Annotated in this window: 27 protein-coding genes; 8 read left to right on the top strand and 19 right to left on the bottom strand. The window is 67.9% G+C overall.

What is annotated here, in order from left to right; all coding sequences use genetic code 11:
* From AC1DF3_RS04295 to AC1DF3_RS04255, 9 genes are all read right to left on the bottom strand, one after another.
* Positions 1-144, bottom strand: a 144-nt coding sequence (locus tag AC1DF3_RS04295; RefSeq protein ID WP_341888899.1) for a GTP-binding protein, incomplete at its 3' end; no start/stop codon positions are given.
* Positions 145-268: 124 nt separating this feature from the next.
* The gene (gene fusA / locus AC1DF3_RS04290) at positions 269-2,371 is read right to left on the bottom strand and encodes an elongation factor G (RefSeq protein ID WP_286534999.1); all 2,103 of its coding nucleotides are present in this window, start codon (positions 2,369-2,371) and stop codon (positions 269-271) included.
* Between the two features lie 88 nt (positions 2,372-2,459).
* Positions 2,460-2,933, bottom strand: coding sequence for a 30S ribosomal protein S7 (gene rpsG / locus AC1DF3_RS04285; RefSeq protein ID WP_286508375.1), 474 nt, complete (start codon positions 2,931-2,933; stop codon positions 2,460-2,462).
* 146 nt (positions 2,934-3,079) lie between these two features.
* A complete protein-coding gene (gene rpsL, locus AC1DF3_RS04280) occupies positions 3,080-3,457 on the bottom strand; it encodes a 30S ribosomal protein S12 (RefSeq protein WP_013543948.1) in 378 nt (125 codons plus the stop codon).
* A gap of 179 nt (positions 3,458-3,636) precedes the next feature.
* Positions 3,637-4,806, bottom strand: coding sequence for a D-alanyl-D-alanine carboxypeptidase family protein (locus tag AC1DF3_RS04275; protein WP_286535000.1), 1,170 nt, complete (start codon positions 4,804-4,806; stop codon positions 3,637-3,639).
* A gap of 10 nt (positions 4,807-4,816) precedes the next feature.
* Positions 4,817-5,449, bottom strand: a complete 633-nt coding sequence (locus AC1DF3_RS04270; RefSeq protein ID WP_286535001.1) for an alpha/beta hydrolase — start codon at positions 5,447-5,449, stop codon at positions 4,817-4,819.
* A 13-nt stretch (positions 5,450-5,462) separates the two neighbouring features.
* The gene (locus tag AC1DF3_RS04265; RefSeq protein WP_286535002.1) at positions 5,463-5,816 is read right to left on the bottom strand and encodes a (2Fe-2S) ferredoxin domain-containing protein; all 354 of its coding nucleotides are present in this window, start codon (positions 5,814-5,816) and stop codon (positions 5,463-5,465) included.
* 9 nt (positions 5,817-5,825) lie between these two features.
* On the bottom strand, positions 5,826-6,947 hold the full coding sequence (locus AC1DF3_RS04260) for a VanZ family protein (RefSeq protein ID WP_478138919.1): 1,122 nt from the start codon (positions 6,945-6,947) through the stop codon (positions 5,826-5,828).
* Between the two features lie 5 nt (positions 6,948-6,952).
* Positions 6,953-7,381: a CopD family protein gene (locus tag AC1DF3_RS04255; RefSeq protein ID WP_286535005.1), complete on the bottom strand. Its 429-nt coding sequence runs from the start codon at positions 7,379-7,381 to the stop codon at positions 6,953-6,955.
* Between the two features lie 348 nt (positions 7,382-7,729).
* Between AC1DF3_RS04255 and hemB the strand changes: the two genes are divergently transcribed.
* Complete coding sequence (gene hemB / locus AC1DF3_RS04250; RefSeq protein ID WP_478138918.1) at positions 7,730-8,734, top strand: porphobilinogen synthase; 1,005 nt, start codon at positions 7,730-7,732, stop codon at positions 8,732-8,734.
* A 14-nt stretch (positions 8,735-8,748) separates the two neighbouring features.
* Positions 8,749-9,879 carry a magnesium transporter CorA family protein gene (locus tag AC1DF3_RS04245; RefSeq protein ID WP_301816221.1) on the top strand — a complete coding sequence of 377 codons (1,131 nt, stop codon included), beginning with the start codon at positions 8,749-8,751 and terminating at the stop codon, positions 9,877-9,879.
* Positions 9,880-10,027: 148 nt separating this feature from the next.
* Here the strand turns inward: AC1DF3_RS04245 and AC1DF3_RS04240 are convergent, their stop codons facing one another.
* The gene (locus AC1DF3_RS04240) at positions 10,028-10,375 is read right to left on the bottom strand and encodes a DUF4148 domain-containing protein (RefSeq protein ID WP_286535009.1); all 348 of its coding nucleotides are present in this window, start codon (positions 10,373-10,375) and stop codon (positions 10,028-10,030) included.
* Between the two features lie 214 nt (positions 10,376-10,589).
* Positions 10,590-10,955 carry an alpha/beta hydrolase gene (locus tag AC1DF3_RS04235; RefSeq protein WP_353506719.1) on the bottom strand — a complete coding sequence of 122 codons (366 nt, stop codon included), beginning with the start codon at positions 10,953-10,955 and terminating at the stop codon, positions 10,590-10,592.
* Between the two features lie 109 nt (positions 10,956-11,064).
* Here AC1DF3_RS04235 and AC1DF3_RS04230 point away from each other — a divergent pair, with 109 nt between their 5' ends.
* Positions 11,065-11,964 carry a LysR family transcriptional regulator gene (locus AC1DF3_RS04230; protein WP_286521850.1) on the top strand — a complete coding sequence of 300 codons (900 nt, stop codon included), beginning with the start codon at positions 11,065-11,067 and terminating at the stop codon, positions 11,962-11,964.
* Here the strand turns inward: AC1DF3_RS04230 and AC1DF3_RS04225 are convergent.
* Genes AC1DF3_RS04225 through AC1DF3_RS04215 form a run of 3 tightly spaced genes read right to left on the bottom strand, consistent with a single transcriptional unit; the run spans position 11,957 to position 14,168 of the window.
* Positions 11,957-12,847 (bottom strand): amidohydrolase family protein, encoded by an 891-nt coding sequence (locus AC1DF3_RS04225; protein ID WP_478138917.1) that lies wholly within the window; start codon positions 12,845-12,847, stop codon positions 11,957-11,959. The two genes, AC1DF3_RS04230 and AC1DF3_RS04225, sit on opposite strands and share 8 nt — an antisense overlap.
* A 14-nt stretch (positions 12,848-12,861) precedes the next feature.
* Positions 12,862-13,545, bottom strand: a complete 684-nt coding sequence (locus AC1DF3_RS04220) for a dienelactone hydrolase family protein (protein ID WP_286535010.1) — start codon at positions 13,543-13,545, stop codon at positions 12,862-12,864.
* Positions 13,546-13,547: 2 nt separating this feature from the next.
* Entirely contained in the window at positions 13,548-14,168 is a 621-nt protein-coding gene (locus AC1DF3_RS04215; protein ID WP_286535011.1) for a 2-hydroxychromene-2-carboxylate isomerase, read from the bottom strand.
* A 74-nt stretch (positions 14,169-14,242) separates the two neighbouring features.
* Between AC1DF3_RS04215 and AC1DF3_RS04210 the strand changes: the two genes are divergently transcribed.
* Both AC1DF3_RS04210 and AC1DF3_RS04205 read left to right on the top strand, forming a co-directional pair.
* A complete protein-coding gene (locus tag AC1DF3_RS04210; protein WP_478138916.1) occupies positions 14,243-14,989 on the top strand; it encodes an SDR family oxidoreductase in 747 nt (248 codons plus the stop codon).
* Positions 14,989-15,645, top strand: a complete 657-nt coding sequence (locus tag AC1DF3_RS04205) for a MarC family protein (RefSeq protein WP_436411671.1) — start codon at positions 14,989-14,991, stop codon at positions 15,643-15,645. Before AC1DF3_RS04210 ends, AC1DF3_RS04205 begins: the two co-directional genes overlap by 1 nt.
* A 4-nt stretch (positions 15,646-15,649) precedes the next feature.
* On the opposite strand, the gene AC1DF3_RS04200 is transcribed toward AC1DF3_RS04205, so the two are convergent.
* The 5 genes from AC1DF3_RS04200 to AC1DF3_RS04180 are packed head-to-tail and all read right to left on the bottom strand — an operon-like array spanning position 15,650 to position 19,784.
* Positions 15,650-16,102, bottom strand: coding sequence for a metallophosphoesterase family protein (locus tag AC1DF3_RS04200; protein WP_478138915.1), 453 nt, complete (start codon positions 16,100-16,102; stop codon positions 15,650-15,652).
* A 22-nt stretch (positions 16,103-16,124) separates the two neighbouring features.
* Entirely contained in the window at positions 16,125-16,790 is a 666-nt protein-coding gene (locus AC1DF3_RS04195; protein ID WP_478138914.1) for an ABC-type transport auxiliary lipoprotein family protein, read from the bottom strand.
* An 11-nt stretch (positions 16,791-16,801) separates the two neighbouring features.
* The gene (locus AC1DF3_RS04190; RefSeq protein ID WP_478138913.1) at positions 16,802-17,785 is read right to left on the bottom strand and encodes an MlaD family protein; all 984 of its coding nucleotides are present in this window, start codon (positions 17,783-17,785) and stop codon (positions 16,802-16,804) included.
* 5 nt (positions 17,786-17,790) lie between these two features.
* The gene (locus AC1DF3_RS04185) at positions 17,791-18,618 is read right to left on the bottom strand and encodes an ABC transporter ATP-binding protein (protein ID WP_478138912.1); all 828 of its coding nucleotides are present in this window, start codon (positions 18,616-18,618) and stop codon (positions 17,791-17,793) included.
* Complete coding sequence (locus tag AC1DF3_RS04180) at positions 18,618-19,784, bottom strand: MlaE family ABC transporter permease (protein ID WP_286521842.1); 1,167 nt, start codon at positions 19,782-19,784, stop codon at positions 18,618-18,620. The genes AC1DF3_RS04185 and AC1DF3_RS04180 overlap by 1 nt, the downstream gene beginning before the upstream one ends.
* A 203-nt stretch (positions 19,785-19,987) precedes the next feature.
* On the opposite strand from AC1DF3_RS04180, the gene AC1DF3_RS04175 reads away from it, so the two are divergent.
* The 3 genes from AC1DF3_RS04175 to AC1DF3_RS04165 all read left to right on the top strand — a co-directional run bounded on the left by AC1DF3_RS04175 (position 19,988) and on the right by AC1DF3_RS04165 (position 24,245).
* Positions 19,988-21,505 (top strand): CoA-acylating methylmalonate-semialdehyde dehydrogenase, encoded by a 1,518-nt coding sequence (locus AC1DF3_RS04175; protein WP_478138911.1) that lies wholly within the window; start codon positions 19,988-19,990, stop codon positions 21,503-21,505.
* Between the two features lie 62 nt (positions 21,506-21,567).
* Entirely contained in the window at positions 21,568-23,196 is a 1,629-nt protein-coding gene (locus AC1DF3_RS04170; protein WP_301816228.1) for a GMC family oxidoreductase, read from the top strand.
* A gap of 290 nt (positions 23,197-23,486) precedes the next feature.
* The gene (locus AC1DF3_RS04165) at positions 23,487-24,245 is read left to right on the top strand and encodes a sulfite exporter TauE/SafE family protein (protein ID WP_286535018.1); all 759 of its coding nucleotides are present in this window, start codon (positions 23,487-23,489) and stop codon (positions 24,243-24,245) included.
* The last annotated feature ends 1 nt before the right edge of the window (position 24,246 follow it).

The following is a 24,246-nucleotide window of genomic DNA, read 5'->3' as shown; positions in this document are numbered from 1 at the left end:
GTCGTAGGCCTTCGCTTCGCCGCCGAACTTGGCCGACAGCACGGTGGCGATCGCCGCCGTCAGCGTCGTCTTGCCATGGTCCACGTGACCGATCGTGCCCACGTTGACGTGCGGCTTCGTGCGGGTGAATTTTCCTTTTGCCATTTTCTATCCTTGAAAGAGCAGTGCCCGTGTGGGGTTTAACGTCTGCACCCTGTTGCTGGTTCTTCCGCCACGGGCAGCGGAAGGCACAAGGTCGCAGACGGCGGGGCGCAAGCCCCTTGATGAATTACTTCGAGCGCGACGCCACGATGGCTTCGGCCACGTTGCGCGGTGCTTCGGAGTAGTGCTTGAATTCCATCGTGTACGTGGCGCGGCCTTGCGTGGCCGAGCGCAGCGTGGTCGAGTAGCCGAACATTTCCGACAGCGGGACTTCAGCCTTGATGAGCTTGCCGCCGCCGATCATGTCGTCCATGCCCTGCACCATGCCGCGACGCGACGAGAGGTCGCCCATCACGTTGCCGGCGTAGTCTTCGGGCGTTTCGACTTCCACGGCCATCATCGGCTCCAGGATGACCGGCGAAGCCTTGCGGGCGCCTTCCTTGAAACCGAAGATCGCGGCCATCTTGAAGGCCATTTCGTTCGAGTCCACGTCGTGGTACGAACCGAAGTGCAGGGTGACCTTGACGTCGACGACCGGGTAGCCGGCCAGCACGCCTTGCGTCAGCGCTTCGATCACGCCCTTCTCGACCGCCGGGATGTACTCGCGCGGCACCACACCGCCCTTGATCGCGTCGACGAACTCGAAACCCTTGCCGGCTTCGTTCGGCTCGAGCTTGAGCACCACGTGGCCGTACTGGCCCTTGCCGCCCGACTGGCGGACGAACTTGCCTTCGGCATCTTCGACCGTCTTGCGGATGGTTTCGCGGTAGGCCACCTGCGGCTTGCCGACGTTGGCTTCGACGCCGAACTCGCGCTTCATGCGGTCGACGATGATTTCGAGGTGAAGCTCGCCCATGCCGGAGATGATGGTCTGGCCGGATTCTTCGTCCGAACGCACGCGGAACGACGGATCTTCCGAGGCCAGGCGCTGCAGCGCGATGCCCATCTTTTCCTGGTCGGCCTTGGTCTTCGGCTCGACGGCCTGCGAGATCACGGGCTCGGGGAACTCCATGCGCTCGAGCGTGATGATGGCGTCGGGGTCGCACAGCGTTTCGCCGGTCGTGACGTCCTTCAGGCCCACGCAGGCGGCGATGTCGCCGGCGCGGATTTCGTCGATTTCAAGGCGCTCGTTGGCGTGCATCTGCACGATACGGCCGATGCGTTCCTTCTTGCCCTTGACCGGGTTGTAGACGGTGTCGCCCTTGCTCAGAACGCCCGAGTAGACGCGCACGAAGGTCAGCTGGCCGACATAGGGGTCGGTCATGAGCTTGAATGCCAGCGCCGAGAACTTTTCCTCGTCGGCCGGCTTGCGGCTGGTTTCCTTCTCGTCGTCGTCGGTGCCTTCGACCGGCGGGATGTCCATCGGCGAGGGCATCAGCTCGATCACGGCGTCGAGCATGCGCTGCACGCCCTTGTTCTTGAACGCGCTGCCGCACATCATCGGCTGGATCTCGCCGGCGATGGTGCGGGTGCGCAGGCCGAGCGTGATCTCCGCTTCGGAGAGGTCGCCCTCTTCGAGGTACTTGTTCATGAGCTCTTCCGACGCTTCGGCGGCGCTCTCGACCATCTTCTCGCGCCATTCCTTGGCGGACTCGAGCAGTTCGGCCGGGATTTCGCGGTAGTCGAACTTCATGCCTTGCGAGGCTTCATCCCAGTAGATGGCCTTCATCTTGCGAAGGTCGACCACGCCCTGGAACTTGTCTTCGGCACCGATGGGGATCACGATCGGCACGGGGTTGGCCTTCAGGCGGTCGACCATCATCTGGCGCACGCGGAAGAAGTTGGCGCCGACGCGGTCCATCTTGTTGACGAACGCGAGACGGGGCACCTGGTACTTGTTGGCCTGGCGCCAGACGGTTTCGGACTGGGGCTGCACGCCGCCCACCGAGTCGTACACCATCACGGCGCCGTCGAGCACGCGCATCGAGCGCTCGACTTCAATCGTGAAGTCCACGTGGCCCGGGGTGTCGATGATGTTGATGCGGTGCTCGGGCATCGAGTGGTCCATGCCCTTCCAGAAGCAGGTCACGGCCGCCGAGGTGATCGTGATGCCGCGCTCTTGTTCCTGCTCCATCCAGTCGGTGGTCGCGGCGCCGTCATGCACCTCGCCCAGCTTGTGGGTCACGCCGGTGTAGAACAGGATGCGTTCGGTGGTGGTCGTTTTGCCGGCGTCGATGTGCGCCGAGATACCGATGTTGCGGTAGCGCTCGATGGGGGTCTTGCGTGCCATGAAATTTACTCCGTTAACGGATGAAAGCCCGCCCACCGCTCTCGGTGGGTCGGGCTTCCAGCCTGTCTGATTTGGGGGGACGAGCTCTTTAGAAGCGGAAGTGGCTGAAGGCCTTGTTGGCTTCGGCCATGCGATGCACTTCATCGCGCTTCTTCATGGCGCCGCCACGGCCTTCCGTGGCTTCCATGAGTTCGTTGGCCAGACGCAGGGCCATCGACTTTTCGCCGCGCTTGCGAGCGGCTTCCTTGATCCAGCGCATCGACAGCGCCAGACGACGGACCGGGCGAACTTCGACCGGCACCTGGTAGTTCGCACCGCCGACGCGGCGCGACTTCACTTCGACCATCGGCTTCACGTTGTTGATGGCGATGGTGAAAGCTTCCAGCGGGTCCTTGCCCGGGTTCTTCTTCTCGATCTGGTCGAGCGCACCGTAGATGATGCGCTCGGCGATCGCCTTCTTGCCGCCTTCCATGATCACGTTCATGAACTTCGACAGCTCGACATTGCCGTACTTGGGATCCGGCAGGATTTCACGTTTGGGGACTTCGCGACGACGTGGCATGTTACTAACCTCTTTGCTTCAGTTGGCGCCTTTGCAGGCACCGCGAGAGCCAACAAGAACTCTCACTTACTCGACCCAATATCGGGTCACTTCGTTCGATGCGCCGGCCAGGGCACCCGAACACCGCTGAATGAAATACAGAAGGCTTAGGCCTTCTTGGGGCGCTTCGCGCCGTACTTGGAACGCGACTGCTTGCGGTCTTTCACGCCTTGCAAGTCGAGCGAACCGCGCACGATGTGGTAGCGAACACCGGGCAAGTCCTTGACACGACCGCCGCGAACCAGCACGACGCTGTGTTCCTGCAGGTTGTGGCCTTCGCCGCCGATGTAGGAAATGACTTCGAAGCCGTTGGTCAGGCGCACCTTGGCGACCTTGCGCAGCGCCGAGTTCGGCTTTTTCGGGGTCGTGGTGTAGACCCGGGTGCAGACACCGCGACGTTGCGGCGAGTTCTGCATGGCAGGGCTCTTCGAATTGATCTTTTCGACCGTCCGACCCTGACGCACCAGTTGATTGATGGTTGGCATGAATGAATAAGTCCCAAAACTGCCCCGAAGGCCCTAGGCGTGAACCGGCCGGACGGGGAAACGACCAAGAACTGGTCGAAAACGTGAATCCCTTCGGAAATTCCGAAAAGCCCACGAGTATACAACACCCGTTACCAGATTGGGCTAACTTTGTGTAGCCCGGCCCGGCACTGCTTGAACTACTTGATCCAGAGCCGGACGGCGTCCCAGGCCCGCCCCAGGACACCGGCTTGCTGGACTGCATCCAGCGCCACCAGCGGCACTTCGGCCACCGGCTCGTCGCCGAGCGTGACCTTCAGGGAGCCGACCGGCTGGAACTTGGTGAAGGGCGCGACCAGCGGGTCGGGGCGCACCACCTGGGTCTTGATCCTGGCTGCCGCGCCGGCCGGCACGGCGACCACGATGGCGTCGGGGCGGCCCAGTTTGACGGTGTTCTGATTGCCCTTCCAGACGGCGGGCGTCGCCACGGCCTGGTTGGCTTCGAACAGGCGGACCGCGTCAAAGGCGGTGTAGCCCCAGTTCAGCAATTTCTGCGACTCGTTGGCGCGCGCGTTCTCGCTGGCCGTGCCCAGCACGATCGACAGCAGGCGGCGGCCGCCGGTCAGGTTCGGGAAGTCACGCTTGGCGGTCGCGACCATGCCGTAGCCGGCCGCCGGCGTATGGCCGGTCTTGAGGCCGTCGACCGTCGGGTCGCGGAACAGCAGCAGGTTGCGGTTGGTCTCGTTGGTCGAGGGCGTGCCCGGGAAGCGGTACTTCTTGATCGCGTAGTAATGCAGGTACTCGGGGAAGTCGCGCATCAGGCGGGTCGCCAGGATGCCCAGGTCGCGCGCGGTGGTGGTGTGGCCCGGCTCGGTCAGGCCTTCGGGGTTCTTGTAGGTCGTGTTCTTCATGCCGAGGGCCTTGGCCTGCTCGTTCATGAGTTCGACGAAGTGCTCGACCGTGCCGCCCACGCCTTCGGCCAGCGCCACCGTGGCGTCGTTGCCCGACTGCACGATCAGGCCCTTGAGCAGGTCCTCGACCGGGACCTGCATCTTCGGGTCGATGAACATCCGTGCGCCGGGCATCTTCCAGGCCCGCGCGCTGACCGGCAAGGTCTGTGTCAGGGTGATCTTCTGGGCGCGCAGCGCGTCGAAGACCAGGTAGGCCGTCATCAGCTTGGTCAGCGAGGCCGGCTCGACGGCGGCGTCGATGTCCTTCTGGGCCAGCGTCTGGTTGGCCGTGACATCCAGCAACAGGAAACTGCGGGCCGCCACCTCGGGCGGCGTCGGCACCTGGGCCCCGGCGGCAAGACACGAAAATGCGGCAGCAGCCACTGCGAAGGCGCGCAGCGCTTCAACGAAACGATTCATGGGGGAAAGACTAGCCCGCGCGCAGGTGGCGGACGACCAGATTCTTGAGCAGCGGCAATTGTCCGTGAAAGAAATGGCCGCCCCCGGGAACGACTGTGACAGGAAGTGACTGCGGCCGCGCCCAGTCCATGACGGCGGCCAGCGGCACCGTGTCGTCCTGCTCGCCGTGCACCACCAGCGCGCGCTCGTGGGCCGCGGGCGGCAAGCTCGCCACCGAGAAGCGGGAGGCCGCCGTCCCGACCAGCACCACCTGGCGGATGTCGCGCGCCGTCCAGAGCTTGTCGATGGCGCAGCTGGCGACGAAGGCGCCGAACGAAAAGCCGGCGATCGCCAGCGGCCCCTCGGGTGCCAGCTGCGCGACCACTTCGCGCATGTCGTCGCATTCGCCGCGGCCTTCGTCGTGCACGCCCTCGCTGGCGCCGACGCCGCGGAAATTGAAGCGGACCGCGGTCCAGCCGCAGCCGACGAAGGCGCGCGCCAGGGTCTGCACGACCTTGTTGTCCATGGTGCCGCCGAACAGCGGATGCGGATGGGCGATCACCGCGACGCCGAGCGCCGGCACAGCGTCGGCCGCACGGTCGCGCAACACCTCGATGGCGCCGGCGGCGCCCTGGATCCGGAGCTTCTCGGTCTGCGAATTCATGGCCGGCCGCCCCTCAGCGCCCGACGTCGGGCGCGAGCAGCAGCCGCTCGACCACTTCGCCGTTCTTCAGGTGCGACTCGACGATCTCGTCGATGTCGTCGGCATCGACGAAGGTGTACCAGACCGCCTCCGGATAGACCACCGCGACCGGGCCGCCCGCGCAGCGGTCCAGGCAGCCGGACTTGTTGACCCGGACCTTGCCCGGCCCGGCCAGGCCGGCCTCCCTGACGCGCGATTTGCAGCGGTCGAAGCCGGCCTGCGCCTGGTGCTTGGAGCAGGAGTCCTCGTCGCCCTTGCGTTCGTTCAGGCAGAAGAAGATGTGGCGGCCGTAATAACCCGTCGGCGGGGGCGTGCTGGAACTCGACATCGCCCGATTTTAGGGAGCCGGCGCCCCCGGCGCGCGGCGCGAGAGCACGGCCAGCACGTAAGCGAGGGTTGCAAACGGCCAGAGCCATCCCAGCCACTGCGCCAGCCCGTGGAAGCGGATGAACCGCCCCTGCTCCCAGGTCGCCAGCGTCTGGGCGAAATAGGCGCTCTCAGGCGCCTGGTTCAGCAGGCTCAGGTGCACCACCAGCGCGATCAGCAGCAGGGCCGCGCAAAGCCGCCGCGGCGCGCCGAGCAGCAGCACGCCGACGATCAGTGCCGCCGCGATCCCGACCTGGACCGGCAGGCTCAGCCAGGCCCAGGCGTGCGGGGGGCCGTAGCTGAGGGCCGCCGACAGCGCCGAGGCCACCACCCCGGCCAGCAGGATCGAGGGCAGCAGGATCGCCCGCCGGGCGACCGAGCGCGTGATCAGGAAGCCGAGCAGGCAAGGCACCAGCGCGCCCAACATGACGCACAGCAGTTCGACCCCCGGCACCAGCGGCTCGAGCTCGAACTGGCGCACCGGCATCCAGTCGATGAAGGGCGTGTCGACCAGCCAGTCGGCGATGGCGGCTTCGAGCCGCTCGAACACCTGGCCCAGGCCGAAGCTGACCGCGGCCGGAAACAGCAGCGCGACCGGCCACAGGGCCAGCAGCACCAGGCCGCCGCGCGAATCCTCGAAGAACCAGTTGGATCGGGTCCGCTGCCAGTGCGCCACGGCGCCGAGCCGCTCGAGCGCCGCCGCCGTCACCGCGCCGGCCAGGACGCCAGCTATGTTGAGCCCGAGGTCGACGTTGGACGGAATGCGCGCCGGCAGGTAGCTCTGCAGCGTCTCCATGGCGAACGAGATCACCGCCCCGACCGCGGTGGCTCGCAGCACCGCGCCGACGGCGCCGGTGCCCGGCCGGTTGCGAATCACCGCGATGGCGGCCAGGAAACCCAGCGGCATGTAGCCGACGACGTTGATGCCGAAGTCGAAGGCGGTCCAGTACTTGGGCCACGGCGCCGCCAGGTAGGCCCAGGGCGCGATGCCCTGGTCGCGCCAGTCGGCGAACGGGTAGAGGCTGGCGTAGACGATCAGCGCGGCATAGGCCAGCGCCAGGGGCAAGGCGACGGACTTGTGCTGCGTGGCCACCGCACTCAGAACGGCTTGACGACCACCAGGATCACGATCGCCAGCAGCAGCAGCACCGGCAGTTCGTTGAACCAGCGGTAGAAGCGGTGGCTGCGACGATCGGTGCCGGCGACGAAGCGGCGCAGCAGCACGCCGCAGCCGTGGTGGTAGCCGAGCACCAAGACCACCAGGGCCAGCTTGGCATGCATCCATCCGTTGCCCGGTCCGCGCCCGATGCCGTAGCCAAGCCAGAGCCAGAGGCCGAAGGCGAGCGCGGGCAGCGCCAGCAAGGTGGTGAAGCGAAACAGCTTGCGCGCCATCAGCAGCAGGCGGCTGCGCTCGGCGACCGATTCGGGCGCCACCAGCGCCAGGTTGACGAAGATGCGCGGCAGGTAGAACAGCCCGGCGAACCAGCTGGCGATGAAGACGATGTGCAGCGATTTGACCCAGAGCATGGCGGCAGTTTAGGTGGTCGCGTTTCGCCGCGCGGTCGCGGCCGTCCGCTGGCGGACGCGCAAAAAAAAGCCCGACGTCAAAACGTCGGGCTTGGGAAGCCCTTTTGCTGTCACACATCAAGGCACCCGCTCAGGGAGGAAAAGCGGGGGGCAGCAAGCCGCCCAAGACAGAATTTAACAAAGGCAAAACAACCTATCAAGCAAGGTTTGCCATTTTTTTGAACTTATGGCTGAAATCCTTAGTACAAACAGACTCGTTCTTGACTGGTTATAAACAGAAACAGACAGCAGCCCCCTCCAACGCGCCCTCATCCGGCAGCGGCACGCTCTTGGGGCACAATTTTCGCCATGACCCTCCTTGCCCCTTTCCCCGCTGGTCGCCCCCGCCGACTCCGCCGGGACGACTTCACGCGCAACCTGGTGCGTGAGCATTCGCTCTCTTCCCATGACCTGATCTATCCGGTCTTCGTCCAGGAGGGTGAGAAGCGGCGCGACCCGGTCGCCTCGATGCCGGGCGTCGAGCGCCTGAGCCTCGACCTGCTGCTGCCGGTCGCCGAGCAGTGCGTGGCACTCGGGATTCCGGTCATGGCCCTGTTCCCGGTGATCGACGCCCGGCTCAAGACACCGGCCGGCGACGAGGCCTTCAATCCCGATGGCCTGATCCCGCGCGTCGTCGCCGCGATCAAGTCGCGCTTTCCGGAACTGGGCGTGATGACCGACGTGGCGCTGGACCCCTACACCAGCCACGGCCAGGACGGGCTGCTCGACGACAGCGGCTACATCCTCAACGACCCGACCGTCGAAGTGCTGGTCAAGCAGGCGCTCGCGCAATCGCGCGCCGGCGTCGACATCGTGGCGCCGAGCGACATGATGGACGGCCGGATCGGCGCGATCCGAACCGCGCTCGAGGCGCGCGGCGACGTCCACACGCGGATCATGGCCTACAGCGCCAAGTTCGCGAGCGCCTTCTACGGCCCGTTCCGCGACGCCGTCGGCTCGGCCGCCAACCTCGGCAAGAGCAACAAGAAGGTCTACCAGATGGACCCTGGCAACAGCGACGAAGCGCTGCGCGAGGTCGCGATCGACATCGCCGAAGGCGCTGACATGGTGATGGTGAAGCCCGGCATGCCCTACCTGGACATCGTGCGCCGGGTGAAGGACGAGTTTCGCGTGCCGACCTTCGCCTACCAGGTCAGCGGCGAGTACGCGATGCTGAAGGCGGCGGCGCAGAATGGCTGGCTGGACCATGACGCGGTGATGCTCGAAAGCCTGCTGGCCTTCAAGCGCGCCGGCGCCGACGGCGTCCTCACTTATTTCGCGCTGGACGCTGCCAGGCTGCTCAAGCAGTCCTGAGACCGGCCGCTTTCATGCGCATCTTCAAGATCGACGGCACCCAGGTCACCGAGCACGACGCCCTGGCCCCGATGGCCGCGCCCGGCGCCTGCGAGCGCGGCTACCTGTGGCTGTCGCTGACGCGCGAGGAGTTCCAGGCCTCGCTGCCGCAGGTGCAGGAGGTGCTGCAGTCGCTGTGCGGCACCCTGCTGCTCGACCTGCACGTGAGTGACCTGCTGAACGACCAGCTGCCCTCGCGCTTCGACTACACCTCGCAGTACGACTTGCTTGTGTTCCGCCGGCTGGCGGCCGCCAACGGCAAGGAGCCGGCACCCCAGGCCGACCCCTCCCCGCGGGGCGGTCCGCCGGTGCTGCGCCGGGTCGACACGCGGCCGGTGGGCTTCGCGGTGTTCGACCGGGTGCTGCTGTCGGTGCACCCCGAGGACGGCTCCGTGCGCGACACCTTCGCCGCCAAGCTGCTGGCCGCGGCGGTACCGGACGGCCGCGGCGCGGTCCCGGCGCTCGATGTCCGCGCCGTCTCGGCGCGCCTCCCTTCGGGGCCGGCCGACCTGATGCTGCGGGTGATCAACCAGATCGTCGACGCCTACCTCGACCTGCGACGCGAACTGACCCGCCAGCTCGACCACTGGCAGGCCGAACTGATCGACCCGCACAGCCGCTTCACCAACTGGAGCGCGCTGATGGATTCACGCCAATCGCTCTACCACCTGGACGAGATCTGCGAGGACCAGCGGGCGGCCATACAGGACTGGATCGACTCGCTCGAGACCCTGCCGGCGCCTGCCGGCGCCGGCGAGCAGCGCGAACGCGAGCTGATCATGGTGCGCAGCCGCGACGTGCTCGAGCACATCGAGCGCGTGGTCCACCACGTGCGGCGCCTGGAGCAGAACGCCGAGACCGCGGTCCAGATGCATTTCAGCGTCCAGGGCCATCGCGCCAACGACATCATGCGGGTCCTGACCGTGCTGACCGCCGTCTTCCTGCCGCTCAACCTGATCGCCGGCATCTTCGGCATGAACTTCGAGTTCATCCCCCTGGTGCACAAGGCCGACGGCTTCTGGATCGCGATGGGCTCGATGGGCGCCATCGCGATCGCGTTGGTCCTGATCTTCTGGCGCAAGCGCTACCTGGCAAGAACCCGATAAGAAAAGAGCTGCCGCCGAAAACAAAAAAGCCCGGCGAAGCCCGGGCTTAGTTGGTGAAACACCGCGGAACCGGCTTCGCCGGGCCGCTGGTGTTGCCCCCGGCGAGGGGGTGGGCGGCTACACGCAGTGAGCCAACCTGGGGGAGTACTTACTTCCCCGCTTGAACGCGCGGCTCGGCCGTCTTGTTCATGGTCGAGATCACGCGGCTGTTGACGCGCGAGCCGGCGCTCACGTTCTGGTCGGGTGCGTTGGCGGTGGCAACGGCCTGGGCGCGCACGGCTTCCGGGTTGGCGACCGAGTTGAACGCTTCGGCGCCGCGCGAGCCGCGCACCACGTTCTGGTTCGGAGCGGCCGCGGTGCGGGCGGCTTCGGCGCTGACTTCGTCGCGGCTCTTGGCCGAAGCGCCGGTGTGGACGCCTTGGTAGGCTTCGGCGTGTGCGCCTGCGGCGGCGAGGAAGGACAGGGCGGCAGCGGCGAGGATGCGGGAGGTCTTCATTTCAAGTTCCTTGGAGTTCGTCGGATTTGTCTTCAAACCAGGCTCGCTGTCGCTGGCCTGTGCGGGATAGTGTCCAGGCGAATCCCTAGGGGAAAACACCAGGAAAAGAGACACCGAGTTTCCTTATTCGAAACAATGACGCCTCCCACGACATCCAAGGAAAAAGCCGGCCCGCACTTTCGCGCGGCCGGCCCTTGGCAAGACAAGAATCGGATCAGAGGCCGGCTTGCTGCGTCACCGGGCGGGTGATGTTGTATTGCGACGGCACCACGCTGTTCACGAAGGCCTTGCGGTCCAGGTTCTGGTTCGGCTCGTGCGCGGTAGCGACGGCTTGCGAGCGGATCACGGCGCGGTCGGCCGATGCGGTCAGCGCCGGGGCGACGCGCGAGGACACGCCGTCGGCGTACGGGTTTTCGCTGCGGGCGGCGACCACGGCCTGGGCATTCACCTCGGCACGGCTGTTGGCCGACACCGGGGCTTGCACGCCTTGGTAGGTTTCGGCCTGGGCAGCGGCGGCGGCCAGGATCGACAGGGCGGCGGCGGCGATGATCTTCGAGGTCTTCATTTCGATGTCTTTCATGGAGTGAGGGGAGCCTTGGCTCAGTGGGATAGAGTTTGCCTCGGATTGATAGGTATAAACCCTATGAAATCGAATCAAGGTGTTCATCAAATCGAAACAATGGAGTGCCATGGACGGTCTCGAACTGCTCAAAACCTTTCGTGAGGTCGCCTTGCGCGGCAGCTTCTCGCGCGCCGCCACGTCGCTCGGGATGTCCAAGGCCAACGCCAGCAAGTACGTGGCGCAGCTGGAAACCCGCTTCGGTGTCCGGCTGCTGAATCGCTCGACGCGCTCGGTCAGCCTGACCGATGCCGGCCACCTGCTGCTGGAGCGCAGCAAGCCCCTGCTCGAAATGATCGAGCGCACCGAGTCCGAGCTGCAGGGCCACGCTGGCCACCCGCGCGGCCGGCTGCGGGTGACGGCGCCGCACGGGCTGGGCAGCAGCAGCTTTTCGGGACTGATCGGCGAGTTCATGGTCACCTACCCCGACGTGCACGTGAGCCTGCACCTGAGCAACCGGGTGATCGACCTGGTGGAGGAAGGCGTCGACATCGCCTTGCGGCTGGGCCGCATCCGCGACGAGAACGTGATCGTCCGCCGGCTGCGCCTGATGGACCTGGCGCTGTGTGCCACACCGGGCTACTGGGCCCGCCGCGGCATGCCGAAGAAGCCCGACGACATGCGCCGGCACGATGTCCTGACCTACTCGCTGGCCGCCGGCGGGCCGCAGCTGCCGTTCGAGGTCGACGGCCAGCCCTACAGCGTGCCGGTGACCAGCCGGATGGACGCCAACGACGCCGCGCCTCTGATCGGCGTCGCGCTCGCCGGCCTCGGCGCCATCTGCGTGCCGGTCATGATGGCGCAGTCGCACATCGAGCGTGGCGCGCTGGTGCCGGTGCTGAAGGATTTCATGCCGCGCGATCTCTGGCTGTACGCGGCCTATTCGCAGCGCCGCCACAACAGCGCCGCGCTGCGGGCGCTGCTGGATTTCCTCGAGGCCCGGGTGCGGGACCCCGAACCGGTCACTTGATTCCGAACAGCCCCGCCGCATTGCCCCAGGCGATGCGCTGCGCGACTTCGGGCGGCAGGTCGCCGAGCCAGGTGCGATAGCCGCGCATGATCTCGTCGTAGGCGCTCCAGCGCTGGTTGACCCAGGTGTCGGAACCGACCAGGAAGCGCTCCGGGTACTTCAGGATCAGCGCCCGCCATTCGGGGCACAGCGTGCCGCCGTCGCAGGTGAGGCCCGGCCGGTACGACAGCTCGCCCATCAGCAGCGGATAGCGCTCGAGCAGCGCCTGGACGCGCGCGATCGGCGGTCCGCCGATGCCGGTGTGGGCCCAGATCAGGCGCAGCGACCGGCCCCGGGACGGCGCGTTGGCCATCAGCAGGTCGATCGCCACGTCGTCGACGTGCGCCAGCACCGCCAACTGCCGCTGCTCGGCCAGCGCGATCAGCTTGCGGGCCACCGGCCCGTTGGCGTTGGCGCTGTCGTAGAGATGGAATTCGCCCAGCCCACGGTAGGGTCCGCTCGCCGTGCCGCGGGCCAGCTCGGCCTGCACCATCTCGTAGATGCTGTCGTCGCGGAACCAGTTGTCGTAGTCGTCGCGGTTGCGGTAGAGCCGCACGAAGGGCACCACCGTCACGCCGGCGGCGCGCGTCTCGCGGGCGGCCGCGAGCGTCTGGGTGCCGGCGTTGGGGCGTGAGTTGGCGACGATCGCCTTGACGCCGTTGCGCTGCATCCGGGCCAGCGCTTCGGCCGGCGGATAGGGCCCGGCGTGGCCGTCCCAGGCTTCCTGGTTGTAGTGCAGGTGGGTGTCGAACAGCGGGCCGGCGTAGTCGGCCGCCCCTGCGCAAGGTGCCAGCAGCGCCGCCGCCAGGGCGAGCGGTGCGAAGCGAAGGCGCCCGCCGGCCACGGCCCGCGCGCCGCTCAGCCGAGGTGCTTGGCGAAGAAGGCCAGCGTGCGCTCCCGGGCGAGCTTGGCGGCCCCCGCATCGTAGGAACCTCGCTGGTCGCAGTTGAAGCCGTGGCCGCATTCGTAGACATGCACCTCGACCTCCGGATGCGCCTTCTTGAAGGCGTCGATGGTGTCGAGCGGAATCCAGTGGTCGTTGTTGCCGAAGTGGGCCAGCACCGGCACCTTGGGCTTGCGCGCCGTTTCCTCCGGGCTGGTCATGCCGCCGCCGTAGTAGGGGGCCGCCGCCGACAGGCCCGACACCTCGGCCGCCGCGCGCCAGGTCAGCAGCCCGCCCCAGCAGTAGCCGACGATGCCGACCTTGCCGGCCTTCGACGCATAGTCGACCGCCGCCTGCAGGTCCTGCAGCACGCCCGGTGCCGGCAGCGCCTCGACCGCGGTCTTGAGGCCGAAGCCGTTCTTCATGTCGTCCTCGGTGTAGCCCAGCTCGACGCCCTGCTTCACGCGGTGGAAGGTGGCCGGCGCGACCGCCAGGTAGCCCTCGGCCGCGTAGCCGTCAGCCACCGAGCGGATGTGCGAATTGACGCCGAAGATCTCCTGGACGACCACCACCGCGCCCTTGGGCTTGCCCGCCGGCTCGGCGACGTAGGCGGGAAAGGTGAAGCCGTCTTTGGCGGTGAGATCGATGAATTGACCCATGGTCATGCTCCTTGAGAGGTTGGTTGTTGTTTCAATGCGCGTTCGACGAAATCGAGCCGGTCCTGGCCCCAGAAGATCTCGCCGTCGATGACGTAGCTGGGGGCGCCGAAGACCTTGCAGTCGATCGCTTCCTGCGTGTACTCCTCGTAGCGCTCCTGCACCGCCTGGCTCTGCGCCTGGTCGACCCGGCGGGCGTCGAGACCGCATTCTGCCGCCAGCGCCTCCAGCACCTTCGGATCGGCGATGTTGCGCTCCTGGACCCAGACCGCGGCGAACACCGCGCCGCACAGCGACATGGCCCGCTCGGTGCCGTCGTGCAGGTCGGTGGCGATGATGAGGCGGGCGGCGTCGTCGCTGGCCACCGGGAAGAACTTGGGCTTGGGGTTGAGCTCGATGTCGAGGTGCTTCGAGAAGCGCGCCAGGTCGACCAGCCGGTAGGCCTGCCGCTGCGGCGCCCGCTTGCCGAGCGGCAAGCCGCCCGAGACCGGGAACACGGAGCCGAAGTCGATCGGCCGGACGCGCACGGCGGCGCCGGCGGCCTTGACGATGGCGGCGAAGCGCGCGTGCCCGAGGTAGGTCCAGGGGCTGTGCGGCGTGAAGTAGTAGTCGATGGTGCGGCTCAAGAGCGTCTCCTCGATGATGTAATCCGACGCAGACGGTTTTAACTGACGCACGGCTTCCGTGCAGGAGGTGGGTTTTGGACCAGGTACTCCTGATCACCGGCGCCAGCCGGGGCATCGGCGCGGCGACCGCGCTGCAGGCCGCGCGCCGCGGCTGGGCCGTGGCGGTCAACTATGCCAGCAACTCGCTGGCCGCGGACGAGGTGGTGCGCAGCATTCGCGCCGCCGGCGGCACCGCGATCACGGTCCAGGCCGACGTCGGCGACGAGGACCAGGTGATCGCCATGTTCGAGAAGGTCGACGCCAAGCTGGGCCGCCTGACGGCGCTGGTCAACAACGCCGGCGTGGTCGACATGCAGGCCCGGGTCGACCAGATGAGCGTGGCGCGGCTCGAGCGCATGCTGCGCATCAACGTGATCGGCAGCTTCGTCTGCGCCCGCGAGGCGGTGCGGCGCATGAGCACCCAGCACGGCGGCAGCGGCGGCGTGATCGTCAACCTCTCGAGCGCGGCCGCGCGGCTCGGCTCGCCGGGGCAGTACGTGGACTACGCCGCCAGCAAGGGAGCCATCGAGAGCTTCACGGTCGGGCTGGCCAAGGAGGTGGCCGGCGAGGGCATCCGGGTCAACGCGGTGCGCCCGGGCCTGATCGACACCGAGATCCACGCCTCGGGCGGCCTGCCCGACCGCGCCTTCCAGCTCGCCGCCACCGTGCCCATGAAGCGCACCGGCAGCGCCGACGAGGTGGCGAACGCCATCGTCTGGCTGCTGTCGCCCGAGGCCAGCTATGTGACGGGCACCGCCCTCGACGTCACGGGTGGTCGCTGATGGCCACGCCCGCGATGGACATGATCAAGCCGCTGATCACGCTGCTGGCCATCGTGAACCCGCTGGCGATCGTTCCTTTCTTCATCCACTACACCCAGGGCTGCACCGACCTCCAGCGCAAGCGCACGGCCTGGGTGTCGGCCTTCAGCGCCTTCGTCGTGATCGCGGTCAGCGCGCTGCTGGGGCTGCAGCTGCTGTCGTTCTTCGGCATCTCGATCGCGAGCTTCCAGGTCGGCGGCGGCATGCTGCTCCTGATCAGCTCGCTGTCGATGCTCAACGCCGAGCCGGCGGAGTCCAAGACCAACAAGGACGAGATCCGCGCCACCGAGGTCAAGGCCTCGCTCGGCGCCTCGATCGCGGTCGTGCCGCTGACCATCCCGCTCCTGACCGGCCCGGCCACGATGTCGACGGTGGTCATCTTCGCCGACCGCACGCAGCATGTCTGGGAGCTGGCGATCCTGGTCGGCTACGGCGTGGTGATCGGCCTGGCGACCGGCGTCACCTTCTCGCTGGCCGAGCCGATCGCGCGGGTGCTCGGCAAGACCGGCATCAACGTGATGACACGGCTGATGGGCCTGATCCTCGCGGCGCTGGCGGTCGAGGTGATGGCCGACGGACTGGGCACCCTCTTCCCCGTGCTGCACCGCGCGGCCTGAAGCGCTACAGCGAGACCAGCCGCGGCGTGATCGTTCCGCCCTCGATCCGGAGTTCGGCGACCGAGATCGGCAGCTTGAAGCGGCGCGGACCGGCGCTGCCCGGATTGAGGTAGAGCACCGGGCCGCGCTGCTCGGCCAGCGGGCGGTGCGAATGGCCGCTGACCACGACCTGGATGCCGTCGGCCACAGGATCGATGCGCAACAGCGCCAGATCATGGATCGCCAACAGCCGCAGGCCGCCCACTTCCAGCAGCGCCGTCTCCGGCACGCCATCGGCCCAGGCGGCGCCGTCGTTGTTGCCGCGCACCACGGTCAGCGGTGCGATCGCCGCCAGGACGTCGAGGATGCGCGGATCGCCGATGTCGCCGCCGTGCACGATCCGGTCGCTGCCCTGCAGGAAGGCCAGCGCCTCGGGCCGCAGCAGCCCGTGGGTGTCGGAGATCACGCCGATGCGCATGCGGCCGCCGACGGCTCGGATTTCAGCGGGCCTGGTCGACCCAGGCCACCAGCTCGGCCACCACCGCATCGCTGGCCGCGGCCAGCGCCTTGACGCCGCCGGGACCGTCGGCGGTCGGGGCCGGCTTGCGGGCGGTGAAGCTGCGCTGGGCCAGCACCCGGTCGCCGCCGGGCTGGCTGCGGGTCAGGGTGGCGCTCACGCGGACCAGCCCGACGCTGCGCTCGGGCGACTCGAAGTACTGGCTGAACTCCTCGAGCGTCACGCGCAGGGAATCGGGCAGGCGGCCTTCGGTGCGGGCGATGGTGGCGCTCTCCTCGGGGCCGAGCACCGTGTGGCCGGCCGACAGCCCCTCGCGCAGCCGCTGGCGCAGCAGTTGCGCCGGCGGCTGGCTCCAGCGCGACTGGCCGTAGGGTCGCAGTTCGTTCGAGTCGGCGTAGCCCAGGCGGTACAGCAGCTGGGTGCCGTCGAGCCGCGAATTGGCATCGACCTCGGCCAGCGCGATCATCGGCAGGGCGCGCGGCGCCGAGCCGGTGGCGCTCGCCGGCGGCGCGGCCGGTGCCGCCAGGCCGGGTCCGAAGTCGTAGAGGGCGGCGCGCGCGGGCTTGTCGGGCAGCGCGCCGCAGCCGGCCAGGCAGATCGCCGCCACGAGGCCGGCCAGGGAGTTCTTCTTCAGGGTCATGGACGTCATGGAAGGGGCCTTCACGGACTGGCGGACGCCGCCGGCGCCGAAAAGCCGGGCTCGCCCGGGCCGGCGACCACGCCGCCGTTGCCGAACAGCAGCGATTGCGGGTTGTCGCTGATGCCGTCGGCGGCGCGGCCGAGCCGGCGCACCGCGCGCGAGGTGTCGTCGGCGACCCGGTTCACCCGCGGCAGGGTCGCGTTGTTGAACGAATCGACGGCCAGGGCCAGCGACTTGGTGCCGTCGCCGAGGCGCTCGATCGGGCCGTCCTTGGCATTCAGGCGGGTCGCGGTCGCGTTGAAGTTGTTGGCGACCCGCGAGATGTCGGTGGCCGCGCCCTTGACCGCGACCATGGTGTCGCGGGTACGGTCGACCAGTGGCGGCAGCGCCTTGAGCGCCGGATTGAGCCCGGTCTTGACCGTGTTGTCGAGCGACTTCGTGAGCTGGTTGGCGCTGGTCGCGGCGGCGGCGATGTTCTCGAGCGCGTCGGCGATGCGGTGCTGGTTGTCGTCGCCGAGCAGCAGGTTGACCTTCTTGGTGACCTCCTCGACGCGGCCGAGGATGACCTCGCCACGGTCCTGCAACTGGGCCAGCAGCGAGGGCTTGAGCGGGATGCGCGGCGGATTGGCGTTGTCGGGCTGCAGCGAGACCTGCGATTCGCCCTTGTCGTCGAGCGCGATGAAGGCCAGCCCGGTGACGCCCTGGTAGCTCAGCGTCGCGAAGGTCGAGGTGGTGAGCGGCACCCGCTCGTCGACCGAGATGCGCACCCGCACGTTGCCCTTGACCTTGGGGTCGAAGTCGATCGAGCTGACCCGGCCGACCGCGATGCCGCGGTAGCGCACCATCGCCTGCGGCTGCAGGCCACTCACCGCGTCGCGGGTGGACAGTTCATACACGTTGCGCACCGTGTCGTCGCGCGTGAGCCAGACCACCAGCGCGACGAGCACGGCGACCAGGCCGAGCACGAAGGCCCCGGCGGCGATGGCATGTGACTTGTTTTCCATGGCGGCTACCTTTCAGACAGCGGGACCGGCCGGCTGGCCGCCCCTTCGTGCAGTGCTTCCATGGCGCGCTGGCCGCGGCCACCGAGGAAGTACTCGTGGATGAACGGATGCGGATAGGCGATCACGTCGCGGGTGGTCCCGGAGACGATCACCTTCTGGTCGGCCAGCACCGCGATCCGGCTGCTGAGGTCGAACAGGGTGTCGAGGTCGTGCGTGATCATCACCACCGTGAGGCCAAGCTCGCGGTGCAGTCCGCGCAGCAGGTCGCAGAAGCCGTCGGCGCTCTCCGGGTCGAGCCCGGCGGTCGGCTCGTCGAGCAGCAGCAGGGGCGGGTCCATGATCAGTGCGCGCGCCAGCGCCACCCGCTTGATCATGCCGCCCGACAGGTCGGACGGGCTCTTGGTGGCCTGCTGAGGACTCAGCCCGACCATCTGCAGCTTGACCAGCGCGGCGTCGCGGATCAGGTCGTCGGGCAGCAGCTTGAGTTCGCGCAGCGGGAAGGCGATGTTGTCGAGCACGCTGAAGGCCGAGAACAGCGCGCCGTGCTGGAACAGCATGCCGACATTGGCGGCGCCCATCGCGCTGAGCCGCGCGGGCGCATGGCCGAGCACGGTGACCTCGCCCTTGGTCGGATGCTCGAGCCCGAGGATCTGGCGCAGCAGCACCGTCTTGCCGGTGCCGGACCCGCCGACCAGCGACAGCACCTCGCCGCGCACGATCGTCAGGTCGAGGTCGCGGTGTACGACCTGGTCGCCGTCGGGCGACCTGAACACGGTCCAGAGCTTGCGGATCTCGACCACGCGCTCGGCGCCGGGTGGAATCGCGAAGGTCATCAGCGCAGCCCCACGCCCTTGAACAGCACCGCGAACAGCGCGTCGACCAGGATCACCACCGTGATCGAGGTCACCACCGAGGACGTGGTGCCGCGGCCCAGGCTCTCGGTGTTGGGTTTCACCTTCATGCCGAAATAGCAGCCGATCAGCGCGATCAGGATGCCGAACACCGCCGACTTGGACAACGCGAGGTACAGGTTGGACATCGGCACCGCGCGCGGCAGCGCCGACAGGAAGTAGGCCGGCGAGATGTCGAGCGACAGGTCGGCTGCGATCATGCCGCCGAACAGCGCCGCCATCGAGGTCCACATGCTGATCAGCGGCATCGTGATGGCCAGCGCCAGCACCCGCGGCATCACCAGCCGGAAACCGTGCGGGATGCCCATCACGCGCATCGCGTCGAGTTCCTCGGTGACCCGCATGACGCCGATCTGCGCCGTGATGGCCGAGCCGGAGCGGCCGGCGATCAGCACCGCCGCCAGCACCGGACCGAGCTCGCGGATCAGCGACAGGCCGAGGATGTTGACGATGAAGGTCTCGGCGCCGTACTGGCGCAATTGCTGCGAGGTCAGGTAGGCCAGCACCACCCCGATCAGCAGGCCGACCAGCGCGGTGATCGGCAGCGCCGTGGTGCCGAACTGGTAGATCTGGCCCGAGAAGTCGCGCCACGGTCCGCGCAGCGGCGCCCGCAGCAGCTTGCCGACGTCGAGCACCAGCTGGCCGATGAGGCCGAGGAAATCGCGCGCCACGAACATCATGCGCGTCCCGTTGTGGGCGAAGTGCCTGAAGCGCTCGGCGAAGGTCACCGTGGGTTCGACCGGCGGGCTGCAGGTGTAGAGCGCGACCTGGTCCAGCACCGCCTTGTGCTGCGAATCCATTTCGAGCCGCGCCGGCCAGGCCTGGCCCCAGTGGTTCCACAGCAGCTGGGCGCCGATGTGGTCGAGCTGCTCGATCGGCCGCAGGTCCCAGGGCCGGCCCTGCTGGGCCGGGACGCCCTTGAGACTGTCCGACAGCGTGGTCCAGGCCGGCATCGACGACATCGCCAGCACGGTCCAGCGGCCGCTGGCGACGGCCCAGCGCCCGCCCGCCTGCTCGCGTTCGTCGACGCGCGGCTGCGTGCCCTGCGCTTCTTGCGCTTCGGCGGGCATCGGCGAATCGGTCGGCATGAGGGCGGCGGCAGGCGTAGAGCGAACGGAAGAACGCAGCATCGTAACCGGGTGCGTCTGCGCCCAAGCTCCGGATTTCCGCCCCCGCGCGTAGGCGTTTCGCGCAACCCCCGGCGCTTTGCCACAATCGGCGGCTGGGCCGGATGGCCGCCGATTCCGATTTTTCTTCCCCCACTCGCCGGCGGCGCCGGCAGGAGAACGCCATGCAGATGAGCAAGACCCCGATCCACCATTTCGTCGGCGGCCGCATCGCGGCCCCCCGATCCTCGCGCACCCAGGATGTCTTCAACCCCGCGACCGGCGCCGCCACCGGCAGCGTCGCGCTGGCCAACCGCGCCGACGTCGATGCCGCGGTGGCCGCCGCCCAGGCCGCCTTCCCGGCCTGGGCCGACACGCCGCCGATCCGCCGCGCCCGCGTGATGTTCAAGTTCCTCGAGCTGCTCAACAAGCACAAGGACGAGCTGGCCCACCTGATCACGGCCGAGCACGGCAAGGTCTTCACCGACGCCCAGGGCGAGGTGACCCGCGGCATCGACATCGTCGAGTTCGCCTGCGGCATCCCGCAGCTGCTCAAGGGCGACTTCACCGACCAGGTCTCGACCGGCATCGACAACTGGACCCTGCGCCAGCCGCTCGGCGTGGTGGCCGGCATCACGCCCTTCAACTTCCCGGTGATGGTGCCGATGTGGATGTTCCCGGTGGCCATCGCGGCCGGCAACACCTTCGTGTTGAAGCCCAGCCCGATCGACCCGAGCCCCTCGCTGCGCATGGCCGAGCTGCTCAAGGAGGCCGGGCTGCCCGACGGCGTCTTCAACGTCGTGCAAGGCGACAAGGAGGCGGTCGACGCGCTGCTGGAGCACCCCGACGTCAAGGCCGTCAGCTTCGTCGGCTCGACCCCGATCGCCAACCACATCTACGAGACGGGCGCCCGCCACGGCAAGCGCGTGCAGGCCCTGGGCGGCGCCAAGAACCACATGGTCGTGATGCCCGACGCCGACATCGAGCAGACGGTCGACGCCCTCATCGGCTCGGGCTACGGCTCGGCCGGCGAGCGCTGCATGGCGATCTCGGTGGCGGTGCTGGTGGGCGACGTGGCCGATCGCGTGATGCCGCTGCTGACCGAGCGCGCGAAGACGCTCAAGGTGCTCAACGGTACGAACCTCGACGCCGAGATGGGCCCGATCGTCACCCGCGCGGCGCACGAGCGCATCACGGGCTACATCGCCCAGGGTGAGAAGGAAGGCGCCAAGCTGGTGGTGGACGGGCGCGGCTTCGACGCCAGCGTCGCCGGCGAAGGCTGCGGCGAGGGCTTCTGGATGGGCGGCACGCTGTTCGACCACGTCACGCCCGAGATGCGGATCTACAAGGAAGAGATCTTCGGCCCGGTGCTCTCCTGCGTGCGGGTGCACGACCTCAAGGAGGCGGTGGACCTGATCAACGCCCACGAGTTCGGCAACGGCGTCTCGTGCTTCACGCGCGACGGCAACGTGGCGCGCGAGTTCAGCCGGCGCATCCAGGTCGGCATGGTGGGCATCAACGTGCCGATCCCGGTGCCGATGGCCTGGCACGGCTTCGGCGGCTGGAAGAAGAGCCTGTTCGGCGACATGCACGCCTACGGCGAAGAAGGCGTGCGCTTCTACACCAAGCAGAAGTCGATCATGCAGCGCTGGCCGGAGAGCATCGGCAAGGGGGCCGAGTTCGTGATGCCGACCGCGAAGTAGGCCGCGCACCGCCGCGGGCGGTGGCCGCATCCCCATAACGACAAGAGACAAGCAAGACCCGAATGAGCGATACGACCTTCGACTACATCGTGATCGGCGGCGGCACCGCCGGCGCGCTGATGTGCAACCGCCTGACCCGCAGCAAGCAGCAGCGCACCCTGCTGATCGAGGCCGGCCGCAAGGACGACTACCACTGGATCCACATCCCGGTGGGCTACCTCTACTGCATCGGCAATCCGCGCACCGACTGGCTCTACAGCACCGAGCCCGATGCCGGACTGAACGGCCGCACCTTGCGCTACCCGCGCGGCAAGACGCTGGGCGGCTGCTCGAGCATCAACGGCATGATCTACATGCGCGGCCAGTCGCGCGACTACGAGAACTGGGCCGCGCTCACCGGCGACGACACCTGGCGCTGGAACAACGTGCTGCCGGCCTTCAGGCAACACGAGGACTACTACCTCGGCGCCGACGAGATGCATGGCGCCGGCGGCGAATGGCGGGTCGAGAAGCAGCGCCTGCGCTGGGACATCCTCGACGCCTTCGCGCAGGCCGCGCAGGAGGCCGGCATCCCGCACAGCAGCGACTTCAACCGCGGCAGCAACGAGGGCGTGGGCTACTTCCAGGTCAACCAGAAGGACGGCTGGCGCTGGAACACGGCCAAGGCCTTCCTGCGGCCGACCTGCTACGGCCGGCCCAACTTCGAGATGTGGGTCAATGCCCACGTGACGAAGCTGATCGTCGAGACCCAGGCCGACGGCAGCCGGCGCTGCACCGGCGTGCAGGTCTGGGACGGCCACGAGATGGTCACGGCGCACGCCACGCGCGAAGTGCTGCTGTGCGCCGGCAGCATCGGCTCGCCGCAGCTGCTGCAGCTCTCGGGCATCGGCCCGGCCGACCTGCTGCGCCAGCATGGCATCGAGGTGGTCGCCGACCTGCCGGGCGTCGGCGCCAACCTGCAGGACCACCTGCAGATCCGCGCGGTCTACAAGATCAAGGACGCGCCGACCCTCAACGTGCTGGCCTCCTCGCTCTATGGCAAGGCGAAGATCGGCATGGAATACCTGTTCAAGCGCAGCGGCCCGATGAGCATGGCGCCGTCGCAGCTTGGTGCCTTCACGCGCAGTTCCCCCGAGCACGAATGGCCGAACCTCGAGTACCACGTGCAGCCGCTGTCGCTCGATGCCTTCGGCGAGCCGCTGCACAGCTTCCCGGCCTTCACCGCCAGCGTCTGCAACCTGAACCCGACCAGCCGCGGCACGGTGCGCATCAAGAGCGGCAAGTTCAGCGACGCACCGGCGATCGCGCCCAACTACCTGAGCACCGACGAGGACCGCAAGGTGGCGGCCGATTCGCTGCGCGTCACGCGCCGCATCGCGGCCCAGCCCGCGCTCGCCAGATACGCGCCCGAGGAATGGAAGCCAGGGGTGCAATACCAGAGCGACGAGGAGCTGGCGCGGCTGGCCGGCGACATCGCGACCACCATCTTCCATCCGGTGGGCACCACCCGGATGGGCGCCGACGGCGACCCGATGGCGGTGCTGGATTCGCGCCTGCGGGTGCGCGGCATCCAGGGGCTGCGGGTGGTCGACGCCGGCGCCATGCCGACCATCACCAGCGGCAACACCAACAGCCCGACATTGATGATGGCCGAGAAGGCCGCCGGCTGGGTCCGCGAAGCCGCGGTGTGACTTGGCGGTGTATCAATTAGTTTCTGTTGGCGGGTAATCCCCGATGCACTGCCAAGGTGCGCCGAATTAAAGTATCGGTACTCGCAAACGGGCCAGCCCGCAGCGCGGGGGACCGAGGAGACAATCTTTCGGAGAACCAGAAAAAGATCACACAAGGCATCCGCACGAGATGCCGTTTTTTTGACAAGGCGCCGCTGGTCGGCGCCTTTTCTTTGGGCGATCGTCAAGCGGGGGCGCCGAGGGCGCGCTATCAAATGAATAGCAACCCGGAATGAGACAATCCCGCCCGCATGGAAACTCTGGTGCTGACCCTCGCCTCGCTGTTCGCGGGTTTCATCGATTCCATCGTCGGCGGCGGCGGCCTCATCCTGGTGCCGGCGCTGTTCAGCGTGCTGCCGGGCACCGCCCCTGCCACGCTGCTGGGCACCAACAAGAGCGCCTCGGTCTGGGGCACGGCCGCGGCCGCTGCGCAGTTCCACCGCCGGGTCGGCCTGCGTTGGCGCAACCTGCTGCCGGCCGGGGTGCTGGCCTTCGCGGGCTCGCTGGCCGGGGCTTGGGCGGTGACGGTGGTGCCGGGCGAGTTCCTGCGCAAGCTGCTGCCGCTGATCCTGGTCGCGCTGCTCGTCTACACGCTGGCGCGCAAGGACATGGGCGTGCACCATTCGCCGCGCTTCAGCGGCCGCGCCGAACTGCTCGCCACCGCCACCATCGGCGCCCTGCTCGGCGTCTACGACGGCTTCTTCGGGCCCGGCACCGGCAGCTTCTTCGTCTTCCTGTTCGTTCGCTGGCTGGGCTACGACTTCCTCAACGCGGCCGGCTCGGCCAAGCTGCTCAACGTCATGACCAACCTGGGGGCGCTGCTGCTGCTCGGGCTCAAGGGCCACGTGCTGTGGCAGCTGGGGCTGACGATGGCGGTGGCCAACGTGGCCGGCAGCGTGGTCGGGGCCCGGGTCGCCATCAAGCATGGCGCCACCTTCGTGCGCAAGGTCTTCATCGGCGTCGTCGCCGCGCTGATCCTGAAAACGGCGTACGACGCCTTCCTGCGCTGAC

Source organism: Variovorax sp. 10N432 (assembly GCF_056394465.1).
This window is presented reverse-complemented; position numbering and strand designations above follow the sequence as displayed.